Source organism: Hydrogenovibrio crunogenus (assembly GCF_004786015.1).
Classification (GTDB): Bacteria; Pseudomonadota; Gammaproteobacteria; order Thiomicrospirales; family Thiomicrospiraceae; genus Hydrogenovibrio; species Hydrogenovibrio crunogenus.
Window position 1 is genome coordinate 1,235,253 of sequence record NZ_CP032096.1, and the last position, 12,697, is coordinate 1,247,949.

10 protein-coding genes are annotated in these 12,697 nt (G+C 42.7%); 7 read left to right on the forward strand and 3 right to left on the reverse strand.

Annotated elements, in window-relative coordinates; all coding sequences use genetic code 11:
* The first annotated feature begins 7 nt into the window (after positions 1–7).
* Positions 8–2,920: an insulinase family protein gene (locus GHNINEIG_RS05945; RefSeq protein ID WP_135795798.1), complete on the forward strand. Its 2,913-nt coding sequence runs from the start codon at positions 8–10 to the stop codon at positions 2,918–2,920.
* 11 nt (positions 2,921–2,931) lie between these two features.
* The gene (locus tag GHNINEIG_RS05950) at positions 2,932–3,399 is read left to right on the forward strand and encodes a hypothetical protein (RefSeq protein WP_135795799.1); all 468 of its coding nucleotides are present in this window, start codon (positions 2,932–2,934) and stop codon (positions 3,397–3,399) included.
* Between the two features lie 52 nt (positions 3,400–3,451).
* Here GHNINEIG_RS05950 and GHNINEIG_RS05955 read toward each other — a convergent pair whose 3' ends face one another.
* A complete protein-coding gene (locus GHNINEIG_RS05955; protein WP_189636852.1) occupies positions 3,452–4,621 on the reverse strand; it encodes a cupin domain-containing protein in 1,170 nt (389 codons plus the stop codon).
* Between the two features lie 143 nt (positions 4,622–4,764).
* On the opposite strand from GHNINEIG_RS05955, the gene GHNINEIG_RS05960 reads away from it, so the two are divergent.
* The 4 genes from GHNINEIG_RS05960 to GHNINEIG_RS05975 are packed head-to-tail and all read left to right on the forward strand — an operon-like array spanning position 4,765 to position 10,107.
* Positions 4,765–5,841: an HlyD family secretion protein gene (locus tag GHNINEIG_RS05960; protein ID WP_135795801.1), complete on the forward strand. Its 1,077-nt coding sequence runs from the start codon at positions 4,765–4,767 to the stop codon at positions 5,839–5,841.
* Between the two features lies 1 nt (position 5,842).
* Positions 5,843–7,798, forward strand: a complete 1,956-nt coding sequence (locus tag GHNINEIG_RS05965) for an ATP-binding cassette domain-containing protein (RefSeq protein WP_135795802.1) — start codon at positions 5,843–5,845, stop codon at positions 7,796–7,798.
* Between the two features lie 12 nt (positions 7,799–7,810).
* Positions 7,811–8,965 (forward strand): ABC transporter permease, encoded by a 1,155-nt coding sequence (locus GHNINEIG_RS05970; protein WP_135795803.1) that lies wholly within the window; start codon positions 7,811–7,813, stop codon positions 8,963–8,965.
* Complete coding sequence (locus GHNINEIG_RS05975; RefSeq protein WP_135795804.1) at positions 8,962–10,107, forward strand: ABC transporter permease; 1,146 nt, start codon at positions 8,962–8,964, stop codon at positions 10,105–10,107. Before GHNINEIG_RS05970 ends, GHNINEIG_RS05975 begins: the two co-directional genes overlap by 4 nt.
* A gap of 73 nt (positions 10,108–10,180) precedes the next feature.
* Here GHNINEIG_RS05975 and purB read toward each other — a convergent pair whose 3' ends face one another.
* Positions 10,181–11,578 (reverse strand): adenylosuccinate lyase, encoded by a 1,398-nt coding sequence (purB, locus tag GHNINEIG_RS05980; RefSeq protein WP_135795805.1) that lies wholly within the window; start codon positions 11,576–11,578, stop codon positions 10,181–10,183.
* 166 nt (positions 11,579–11,744) lie between these two features.
* Here purB and GHNINEIG_RS05985 point away from each other — a divergent pair, with 166 nt between their 5' ends.
* Positions 11,745–12,161 (forward strand): hypothetical protein, encoded by a 417-nt coding sequence (locus GHNINEIG_RS05985; protein WP_135795806.1) that lies wholly within the window; start codon positions 11,745–11,747, stop codon positions 12,159–12,161.
* Between the two features lie 44 nt (positions 12,162–12,205).
* On the opposite strand, the gene GHNINEIG_RS05990 is transcribed toward GHNINEIG_RS05985, so the two are convergent.
* On the reverse strand, positions 12,206–12,682 hold the full coding sequence (locus GHNINEIG_RS05990) for a protein-tyrosine phosphatase family protein (protein ID WP_135795807.1): 477 nt from the start codon (positions 12,680–12,682) through the stop codon (positions 12,206–12,208).
* Between the last annotated feature and the right edge of the window lie 15 nt (positions 12,683–12,697).

Here is a 12,697-nt window from a genome sequence, read left to right on the forward strand (position 1 = left end):
AGTTTATATGTCAAAACATCACCCAGCGTTTGAGTTTATTAATGAACACTTTATAGAATCATTGAATATGACCGTTCAACATTTTAAGCATAAGGTCACAGGAGCGGAGCATTACCATCTTGCAGCAGATGATCCTCAAAATGTGTTTATGGTTGCCTTAAGAACGGTTCCAATGGATTCAACTGGGGTGGCGCATATTTTAGAACATACGGTCTTATGCGGCAGTGAAAAGTATCCCGTTCGTGATCCTTTCTTTATGATGATTCGCCGATCTCTGAACACGTTTATGAATGCCTTTACTTCGAGTGACTGGACGGCTTATCCGTTTGCGACGGAGAATCGAAAAGACTTTCAGAACTTATTGGAAGTTTATATGGATGCTGTGTTTTTTCCAAATATTGACCCGCTAGATTTTGCTCAGGAAGGGCACCGTTTAGAGTTTGAAGAAATGGAGAATGCCAAGTCTAACCTTACGTATAAAGGGGTGGTTTTTAATGAGATGAAAGGGGCGATGAGCTCACCTGTTTCAACATTATGGCAGCAGTTTTCGAGCGAATTGTATCCTACCTCTACTTACCACTATAACAGTGGCGGTGACCCTAAAGATATTCCAGACTTAACCTATGACCAGTTAGTCGAATTTCATCGTTTCCATTATCACCCTTCAAATGCGGTTTTCTTAACGTATGGGGATATTCCTGCTGAAACACATCAGGCAGAATTTGAAACCCTAGCCTTGCATCGTTTTAATGAAAACGTCCCTAAGGTCATGGTAACGAATGAAAAGCGTTATTCGGCACCTAAATCCGTTACCGGCACTTATGCTTTAAATGAAGAATCTTTAACCCAGAAAACGCATGTGGTGTTAGGTTGGTTGTTAGGTGAAAATAAAAACCCGATGGATGTTTTAAAAGGACATTTGTTGTCAGCGGTTTTATTGGATAACAGTGCCTCGCCATTAAGGCAGGCTTTGGAAGAGTCTGATTTGGCGGCTGCGCCATCACCTTTGTGTGGTTTGGAAGACTCAAATAAAGAAATGGCTTTCATTGCAGGGGTTCAGGGAACTGAAGCTGAACATGCACAAGCACTTGAAACCTTGATTATTGAAACGTTGGAAAACATTGTTAAAGACGGCGTTGATACCGCACAAGTGGAAGCCATGCTGCATCAACTTGAGTTTTCACAGCGTGAAATTGGAGGTGACAGTTATCCCTATGGATTACAGTTGATTATGCAAGCTTTGGCCGGGGCCATGCATGAAGGGGATCCCATTGCGTTATTGGATACCAACGCTGCCTTAGAGCAACTTAGAAAAGAGGTTGAGAACCCAAGGTTTATTCCCGACTTGATTCAAGATTGGATTCTGGACAACCCTCATCGTGTCCGATATACATTGATGCCAGACGAGTCTTTATCGGCACAGCAAGAAGCGGCTGAAAAAGCCAAGCTGGCTGATATTCAAGCACAGTTATCAGATGACGAAAAACAGGCAATCATTGCACAATCGTTAGCGTTAAAAGCACGCCAAGAACAAGAGGATGATGCTTCAATCTTGCCAGAAGTCACTAAAGACGATGTGCCGGCTGACATTAAGAATATCCGCCCGACCAAAAAAACAGACACGCCAACCACGACCGCGTATCAAACGGGAACGAACGGGTTGACTTATCAACAGCTTATCGTGGACTTGCCGGACTTGTCGGAACAGGAAAAAAAGGTGTTGCCTTTGTTTAATGCTTGTTTAGCGGAATTAGGGTCCGCAGAACGTGATTATTTACAAACGCAATCCTTGCAAGCTGCAGTGACGGGTGGGCTTTCCGCTCGTTCTACGGTGCGTGCAGATTTAAATAATATTGACCAGTTCCACAGCCATTTCATTTTGTCAGGCAAGGCATTGAATACCAATCAATCTGATTTGGCTAATTTAATGTTAGAGACGTTAGGGCAGGCACGATTTGATGAACACGCTCGTATTCGTGATCTTGTCGGGCAGATCCGTGCCTCCGTTGATCAAGGGGTGACAGGGAATGGTCACGGGTTGGCGATGTCAGCTGCCAATCAGAATGCTTCTCCTGTGGCGAACTGGAACTTTAATCGTTCTGGTTTTGCAGGTATTCAAACCATCAAATCCCTTTATGGTGAATTGTCGGATGACAGTCAGTTAGAAAGCTTATCTAATCAATTTCAATCCATCCAACGTAAATTAATGGATTCGGTTAAACAATCTCTGGTGATTTCGGATGAAGAAGGTCTGGATGGCGCTATTGAAAGCCTTTCCAGCTGGCAACCTATGATGACCAATACCCCAAATGCAGACCGGTTAAAGTTGGCAGCTTCTCATGACAGAATTCACCAGGCCTGGGTCACCAGCACTCAAGTGAATTTTTGCGCTAAGTCCTATCCAGCGGTGCCTTCCGGACATGAAGATGCCCCTAAGCTGTCGGTGTTGGGTGCGTGTCTGCGTAATGGGTTCTTACACTCTCAAATCCGTGAAAAAGGCGGTGCATATGGTGGAGGTGCCACATTTAACGCTGAAGCCGGCGCTTTTGTCTTCTTTTCTTACCGTGATCCAAGATTACTGGAAACCTTGTCTGATTTTGATCGTTCCTTGGATTGGATCATGAGTAGTGAAGCCACACAAGCTAAAGTGGATGAAGCCATTCTTAACGTGATCAGTGCGATGGATAAGCCCGGATCGCCTGCAGGTGAGGCCAGAAAAGCTTTTTATCAGGATCTTTATGGCCGAAGCCATGAGGTACGTATGAAGCATCGACAAGGTGTTTTAGAGACCAGTCTCGATGACTTGCGTCGTGTGGCCAGCCAATATTTACGACCTGAGAAATCCTCTTCTGCTGTGCTGACCCATACTGGGACCATAGACAGTTTGAAAGAGGAAGGATTTGAAATCATTACATTATGATAAGGCATTTTGTGTTTAAGAAAATAACGTTTTTATTGTTACTGTTATCAGTGTTGATGGGGTGTAGCAATGATTTGATTCGACCTGATGATAAACATATTGAAGCGATGATTCAGGTGAATACGGAAGCATCTAACCAACAGGTTTTATTGCTTAAAATAAAAAGTTGGATGAAATCGCGTACGACAGTTTCCGGTGCGGATATTGAGTATGTCAATACGACAGCTAATCAAGTAAATGGAAAAGGGGTCGTGACCACAGAAGTTCGAGGTGACTCGTTACGAACACAATATTTGATAACGGTAAAAGTTATTTCACCGAATTTAATTCAGTTTGAGACACGGGATTTTGCCGACTTACCGGGTGTTAGGTATGGCGAGTCAGACCGAGTAGAAGTGTTTCATGATTCGATTAAGCCACACATTATGCAGGTGGTCGAAGCGTTAGATGTTTACTTAAATGAAGAAGATTCTTATTAAAAGCAGTTCGCGTTAAAATACGTTAAAGTATTTTAACGCTGATTTATTTAAGTTATTGAATAACTTCAATAAATTGTAGATTCCATAAGTCGTACAGTAATGCCTGGTTGCCCGCATGATTTAAATAGAGCGTTAGGGTGGCTTGGTCAATAAAACGTTGATTACATAAGCAGCGAATAAAGTCCGATTCCGCTTTAAAGTCTTGCCATTCTGCACTGTTGATATAGAGTTTAACTTGATCTTGAGTAAATTCAGTGTAAGCAAATCGGCAGACCGAATCACGTAACACGCCCTCAGCGGACTGTAATGCCTCGATAAAGGTTTCCAGTGGGCAGCTTTCCGTTTCATTAAGAGGGTCGGGTAACAATTGTGAAGCACCTTGATCCAATTGTGTCGCAAAGCGACCAAACCAGTTTTTGAGCGCTTCTTCATTTTGAAGAGCGGCCTTCAGAAGGCTTTGTGCTTGTTGCCAACTGCCTTCTGAAATCTGCCCAGATGCAGTGCCTTGCCAGTTAGGGTCTTGGTAAAGTGATTGAAATTGTTGGGTTTCGGCTAAGTAATCGCCAAAGCTGTCCCAGAGTTCTAAACCACGGTAAGTTCGGTAGCCAATTGAGAATGTCATGCAATCGTCCGTCAAGCCGACACCATGATGTCCCCATTTAGGTGGAACATACAGAATATCACCCGGTTGGCAAACATACTCTTCTTCTACCACAAATCGTTTCATTAACCGTAAATCAACCCCTTCAATATAGTTGGTTTCATCACAATCTTGTGCACTCAACTGCCAACGTCGTTCACCCTGAGCTTGTAATAAAAACACATCATAATGATCGAAGTGGGGGCCAACGTTCCCACCTTCGGTTGCATAGCTGACCATGATGTCATCAATACGCCAGCTTGGAATAAAATCAAATTCATTCAGTAATTCGGTTACCTCAGGCAATAAACGATCCATACCTTGAACCAATAACGTCCAGTTTTTTTCAGGCAGTGTTTCATACAAGGATTCTTCAAAAGGCCCTTTTTTCAGTTCATAGTCTTCCGTAGAGTGTTGGATGACAATACGACTTTCCACCTCTTCTTCCAAAGACAGGCCGGCCAACTCTTCAGCAGTGACAGGGGATGAGAAGTCAGGCAATGCATTACGAATTAACAGTGGCTTTTTTTGCCAATACTCTGATAGGAAGGTTTCTTTATCTATGGAATCAAATTGAATCATAATAGTGGTTAAAACTCGTATTAAATATGGGTGCATTATAGCGTTTTAAAATGCATTCATATAGACTATTTGGAGGCGTTTCATGATACCTAAATTGGCACTTAATGAAACAAAAACCGTAAAAAATAATTTTTGGGATTGGTATGAATACTCAACATAAAACCTGGCTGAGCGGTGTTATTTTTCTAGTTGTCATTGCGGTGGCGATATCCATTTACTTAAAGGAAATGCCCGCGGCTTTGCCTGACGATGTGGTGAAAGTCAATGGTCGAACCGAGGCGGATCACTATTTAGCCTCTACTAAAGTGTCAGGCAAAATTTTAAAGGTTTTGGTGCGAGAGGGAGATGTGGTCAAAAAAGATCAGGTGCTCGCAGTATTAGATGATGCTCAGGTTCGGGCAAAGGTCACTCAAGCAGCGGCAGCTTATGGTGCTGCGCAAGCAAGATTAAAAGCGGCGAAAACAGGGTTGAAGGTGTTAAAAAAACAAGTGCCTTTACAAATTGCAACGGCTGAATCGAGCGTGCGACATAGCAAGGCGGTTTTAAACAGCGCGATTGAAAATGCAAAACAGGCAAAAATAGATGAGCAGCGTTATGCCCGTTTATATGAAAAGGGAACAATTCAAAAGCATCAGCATGAGTCAGCTGCCTTAGCTATGAAGGTTGCAGACGATAATGTGTTGATCGCAAAAGCCGCTATCAATAAAGCACAAAAAGCATTAAATGAAGCCAAACTTGGTTGGCAACAGATAGAGGCCAAGCAAGATGATGTCAATGCGATAAAGGCACAAAATTTACAAGCGCAAGCGGCTCTGATGGAAGCGATGAGTGTGTTTGATGACATGAAAATCAAAGCCCCGACCGAAGGTGTCATCACCACCAAGCTGATTAATGAAGGCGAGGTGATTGCTTCAGGTGCCGGACTGTTTGATATTGTTAATTTACACCAGGTTTATCTGAAAGGGTATATTGCCGAGAATAAGGTTGGTTTAGTCCACTTAGGGCAAAAAGCGACGATTAAAATTGATTCCATGCCAGAGCAAGATTTTCCAGCCACCATTCGATACATTGCCTCGGAAACGGAGTTCACCCCGAAAGAAGTTCAAACCCAAGATGAGCGCGTTAAATTGGTGTATGCCATTAAGTTGTACTTAGACGATAATCCAAAGAAAAGGATTACCCCGGGGTTACCGGCAGATGCTTACATTCAGGTGAAGTAAGATGCATTTTGCGGTTCAAGTAAGTCGAGTTAGCAAGCACTATCGAAAAAAAGTCGCATTCGAAGACATTTCGATTGAGATTCAGACCGGTGAAATCTATGGCCTCATTGGCCCGGATGGCTCGGGAAAAAGCTCATTGATGCAAGCCATTGCTGGCGTATTAACATATAACTCAGGCGATTTATGTGTTTTTGACACGCTTATTGATTCCGAGAAATCGGCAGAAAAAATAAAACACCGCATCGGTTTTATGCCCCAGGGTTTAGGCTTGAATCTTTATCCAGACTTAAGTATCGAGGAGAATATCGACTTTTTCGCGAACTTAAGAGGCGTCTCAAGTGATTTGTTGCAGCAGCGTAAAGAGATGTTGTTGTCAGTTGCGAAGTTGACACCTTTTAAAACAAGACCTATGAAAAACTTGTCCGGTGGTATGAAACAGAAATTGGGGCTGGTATGCACTTTAATTCACCAACCCGAGTTAATTATTCTGGACGAACCAACTACGGGAGTTGATCCCATTTCTAGGCGAGATTTTTGGGAAATGCTGAACCGTTTGGTAATGGATGAAGGGATGACAGCCTTAGTTTCGACCGCTTACATGGATGAAGCCAGTCGATTTAATCGTTTAAGTGTGATGCATCAAGGAAAAGTACTTGTGCAAGGACGTGCTGACGACATTATTGCTAAATCGCCCGGTTGGGTAGTTGAAATTGAAACCTCTCAACCCAGCGTGGTGTTGGCTCGATTGAAAGTCAAATTTGAAACGGTCGAGCAATTAGGTCAAATGATTCGGCTGGTTATCTTTGATCAGGAAAAAGATGTCATTGAATCAATTTTAAAAGAACAGCTCGGCTCTGAAGAGCATCAATGGTATTTTTTACCGATTGGCTTGGAAGAGTTTTTTATTCATCATTTGAAAAACCATTCAAGCTCGGCCGCCAAACGACTTCAGAACCCGTCTTATCCCATTTCTCAATCACCCACAGATAAAGACCGTGTAAATACTGATGAACCGCTGATTCAAGCGGATAACCTGATCCGACGATTTGGTGATTTCATCGCGGCCGATCAAGTGACCTTTGAGGTCAGGCCTGGTGAAATTTTTGGTTTATTAGGCGCCAACGGGGCTGGAAAAAGTACGGTCATTAAAATGCTGACCGGCATTCTTCCTCCGACAGATGGGGCGGGATTTGTTGCCAATCAGAATATGGCGCATTCAGGCATGGCAATTAAAGAAAGCATTGGCTATATGTCACAAGCCTTTTCGTTGTACCTGGATCTAACGGTGTTGGAAAATATTAAATTGTTCGGTCGAATTTATGGTTTAAGCGGAGAAAGATTACAAGAGCGGATTGACTGGGTAATAGATGTCGGGCATTTACAGTCAGTTCAAAACGAACCCGCTGGTAGCTTACCGATGGGTAAAAGACAACGACTGGCATTGGGCTGTGCATTAATCCATCAGCCTAAAGTGCTTTTTTTAGATGAACCGACCTCCGGTGTGGATCCGATTGGTCGCTCTGAGTTTTGGCGTATTTTAGTGAATCTGGCGTCGGAATGGGGAGTGGCTATTTTAATTACAACGCACTACATGCTAGAAGCGGAACATTGCCACCGCTTAGCTTTAATGCAAGCCGGAAAGATCGTCGCCTATGACACGCCAGTTAACTTGAAGCAGACACTCAAGCAACAAAAAGGACAGGTTCTGAGCGTGAACGTTTCGCACCCTTATCGTGCGCTGTCTTGTTTGCAAAAGGCAGGTTATGACAATCTTTCTTTGTTTGGGAATCGACTTCAACTCTTTTCTAAAACAGTTTCCAAAACAAAAAACGATGTAGTTAATGTATTAAAAAACAACCAGATAGAAATAAAAGATACCATGGTGCTTCAACCATCTTTAGAAGATGTTTTTGTTGATAGAATTGAAACCGCTCTTGCTAAGCATGAGCTCCGTTAGGAATCATTTTTAATGAATATTTATACAATCCTAACCTTGTCGAAAAAAGAATGGCTTGAGATTTGGCGCGATAAAGTATATTTCACGATGGCTTTTATTTTCCCGTTTGTGATGATGACGGTGCTTGGGTTCGGCATGAGTTTTGATGTCGAGAAAATGCCTTTTGTGATTGTTGATTATGATCAATCTGATTTGAGCCGGGAGTACTCGCATAAATTTATCAGCTCTCGGTATTTTGATTATAAAGGGCATTTAAAAAAAGCGTCAGAGGCCGATGAATTAATTGCCAAAGCAGAGGTTAGATTCTTATTGGTGATTCCACCGGAATTTTCGAAAAAACTGAAACAAGGTAAACCGGCAGACGTACAAGCCCAAATAGATGGACAGTTCACGTATCGGGCTTCCATGGTAAAAGGGTATGTCAGTGCGATCACGGCGCATTTTAATTCCAAGTTGATGCAAGATTGGTTCGCTAAAAAGCAGGGTCTTTCTAAACAAGAATTGGATGCCAAAATAAGTCCCGTCACCTTACAGACACATTACTTATATAACAATGAATTGAAGAGCATCTGGTCTACGGGTACGGGAATGATTATGCTGGTTATGCTGGTAGCGCCGGCCATGCTGGCAGCACTTGGCGTGGTTCGAGAAAAGGAAAGCGGCTCTATTTTCAATATCTACGCTTCCACGGCCACTCCGGCAGAGTTCATTACAGGTAAAATTCTGCCTTATATTTTGATTTCTTATATTAATATTTCCATTCTCAGTTTAGCCGCAGTGTGGCTGTTCGAAGCACCTTTTAAAGGAGAGTTGTCGTTGTTATTGGTGAGCAATCTACTGTACGTTGCCAGTGCAGCGGGAATCGGTTTGGTGATTTCGACCTTTGTAAAATCGCAAGCCGCCGCGGCACTGATTGCTATGATCGGAACAATGATTCCGGCCATGATGTATTCCGGCTTGATGATGCCGGTTGCATCCATGGCAGCTGAAGCCAAAATTGAAGCGCATGCTTTTCCCGCAATGTATCAATTGGAAATACTTTGGGGCACCTATTTAAAAGGACAAGGCTGGCAAGAGCTTTGGCCTAATGTTTTTGTGATTGCCGGATTTTTTCTACTTTATTGGACGGTTGCGGTGCTTCGATTCCATAAGAGGGTGAAATCATGAACTGGCTTTGGTGGCGTCGTATTTTTGCGTTAACACAAAAAGAACTGTTACAGTTCAGTCGTGATTTGATTCTGGTTGTGGCGACAATTTATTTCTTTACTGGAGAAGTCTATATTGCGGGAAAAGGGGTCAGCTTAGAACTGGTTAAAGCACCTATTGGTTATATGGATCATGATCAATCTTTGGCCAGTCGAGAATGGTTAAATAAATTACGTCCGCCTTATTTTGATGTCAAAGGTCAGGTTACGGAAGAGGCGACCGCTTTTGAGCTGCTGGATAAAAGCCAGTTGCTTGGCGTGGTTGATATTCCACCACATTTTCAAAGAGATTTACTGAAAGGGCACTCCACTGCTATTGGTTTTCAACTGGATGGCAGTAATGTCGTTTTGGGCAACCTTGCCAATAGTTACACCGGGTTGGCAAACGCGTATTTCAATCAAGAATGGATGCTGAAACAAATGAAGGTGACACCGGCACAAGCCTTGGAAGTGCCTAGAGTGGATATGCGTCAGATGGTTTTGTTCAACCCTGAAGGGAATAATGCCTGGTTTATGTCCATTTCTGAAATGATGACGGTCATGACCATGCTTTCTTTATTCTTAACGGCGGCGATCGTGGTTAAAGAAAAAGAACGCGGTACTATTGAACAACTTTCAATTGCACCGCTTACCCCCTTACAAATTTTATTACCGAAGATATTGGCTGTTGAATTGATTTTATTAAGTGGGATTGCTTTATCGATTTTTGTAGTGCTTTTACCCGTTTTTAATGTCCCTTTTCAAGGCAGTTTTTTCCTGTTTTTTCTGGTGTCAGCCGTTTATGTTTATGCGGTTTCCGGTCTGGGATTGTTTATTGCAACCATCAGTAAAAATTTGGCGCAAGTCATGATTATTTCGATTTTGTTGTTGATGCCGATTATTTTATTGTCGGGCGCGTTTACGCCACCTGAAGCGATGCCGAAATGGGAGCAAGCTTTGATTTGGTTGTCGCCTTTATACTATTACATCAATATGGGGTATGGCATTATTTTAAAAGGGTCAGGCTTGGAGATTATTTGGCAGAATTTGTTGGCACTGTTTGCTTTAGGGTCTGTCTTGTTTTTATTTGGTATTCGTCAGTTTAAAAAACAGTTCGAAGTCTAAAAAATCAATTATAAAAGAGATAAAAAAACCCGGTTTAACCGGGTTTTTTACAAAAAAATATCAAGTGGTTATCTTAACGACCTTTTAACATCGTTAAGGCCAACTCAATATTCTGTGCTTGTTGCGCGGCATTTCCAATATAAGAAGCTGGTGTCATCTCTTTTAGGCTTTGCTTCGCATCTTCCGGCAATTCCAGTGTATCTACAAATTCTTGCATGATTTCTTTGTTGACACGGCGTCCTCGCGTAAGCTCTTTCAGTTTTTCATAGGGTTTTTCGATGCCATAACGACGCATGACCGTTTGAATTGCTTCGGCTAAGACTTCCCAGTTATTATCCAGGTCATCCGCCATTGCTTGTGCATTCACATCCAGCTTATTTAGGCCTTTTAAGGTCGCTTGCAATGAAATCATCGTGTGTGCAACCCCAACACCCAAGTTACGCAACACCGTTGAATCCGTTAAATCACGCTGCCAGCGGGAAATCGGAAGTTTTTGACCCAGATGATCAAAGATCGCATTGGCAATTCCTAAGTTTCCTTCCGAGTTTTCAAAATCAATCGGGTTAACTTTATGTGGCATAGTGGAAGAACCGATTTCACCTGCAACGGTTTTTTGCTTAAAGAATCCGATTGAAATATAACTCCAGATATCACGATCGAAATCAATCAAAATGGTGTTAAAACGTTGCATGGTATGGAAATATTCAGCAATGTAATCATGTGGTTCAATCTGAATAGTATACGGGTTCCAAGCCAGTCCTAGACTTTGTACAAACTGCTCAGTTAATTCATACCAGTTGATAGATGGGTAGGCTGCAAGGTGGGCATTGTAGTTCCCTGTTGCACCGTTGATTTTTCCCATGATTTGGACATTCATCAGCTGTTTGATTTGACGTTGTAAACGGTACGCCACATTGGCAAATTCTTTCCCAGCTGTGGTGGGAGAGGCTGGCTGACCATGGGTACGAGACATCATAGGAATGTCGGCCATTTCAGTCGCCATTTCAGAAATCTTATCAACCAATGTTTGCATTTCAGGTACGATCACCGTGGCACGAGCATCTTTCAGCATTAACGCATAAGCCAGGTTGTTAATGTCTTCTGAGGTACAAGCGAAGTGAACAAATTCACCAATCGCATTCAGTTCATCATTGTCACCAAAGTGCTCTTTAATGAGGTATTCAACTGCTTTTACATCATGGTTTGTGGTGCGCTCAATGTCTTTAACACGTTGTGCCATTTCCAAGGAAAATTCATCCACCAACTTCAATAAGTGGTTTTCAGCTTCAGAACTCAGTGGCGGCACTTCTGGGATTCCAGGGTGGTTCGCCAGCATACGTAACCAAGAGACTTCAACCTTAACACGGTTTTTAATCAAACCATATTCGCTGAAAATTTCTTTTAAGCTTGATAAACGTGCACCATAACGTCCATCAATAGGCGAAATAGCGGTCAATTCTGAAAGTTGCATGCGTTCGTTCCTTTTCAATCTAATTAATGGCGCACATTATACCCGAAAACAGTGACTTTTTTGGCTTTTGAAATATGCCATTCAATTGAATGTGTAAAAATGCTTGTTTAGCGTTAAAATTGTCTTTTAAGTGATTGATATAAATTAAATAAAGGTCTCGTAATTAATGTTGACCCCTGTGATACAAGAAGAGAAAACAGGTTGCGGCATTGCTGCTTCGGCGGCGATTGCTGGGCTGACTTACTCGCAAGCCAAAAAGGTCGCAAATCAACTCGGCATTGATGCAGCAGATAAGACCTTATGGTCGAGTACAACGTCGGTTCGGTGTTTGTTAACCGCCTTGGATAAAAAAGTGGCGGATGAAACGGTTCCTTTTACAGGTTGGGATGCGCAGCCTGATTGTGCCTTACTGGCAGTTAAGTGGCATTTGGAACAAGGCGTGCCTTTCTGGCACTGGGTGGTGTTTGCTCGAGATGGGACGCAGGCCTATGTACTGGATTCTAAACAAGGATTGAAAACGCACGTTCGAACTGACTTCGGGCGAATGCACCCGAAATGGTTTTTAGCGGTTTCTTCGACTTAATGATAGACACATTCTGTGTTCAAAACGACCAGGCCTGGCTGTTTTTAATGATAAGAATGAATGAACTCGACTTGAAGATCGCAAACCGGCATCTTGTCTCCACGTGCTTTGGAGGCAATTTTCATGGCTTCAGTCGCATCATAACCGTGTTCTATCATTAAGCTGATGGCCACGGTTCCAGCTCGTCCGCGCCCACCATGGCAATGGATGGCGATATGGGCACCTTTAGAAAGCTGTTGTTTTAGTTCCAGGTTAAGTTCTTTTAAAGCGGAGACATCCGGGACGTCCATATCCTTGATTGGGAAGTGGGTGAATGACAGTTGGTAAGATTTACAGATATCGGCTTCTTCCCTCATTTGAAAGGCTTCGATTTCAGCTGGTTTTAAAAGGCTGATGACATGGGTAACGCCTTGCTCCTTGTAGGAAAAAATGTCTTGCTGCAATTGCTCTGTTCGAGGTTTCGGCATGACCGATAGGGTTCCGTTGCCTAGATGGCAAATGGGGTAAAGCGCTGTCTTCAAATCATTCTCCAATTA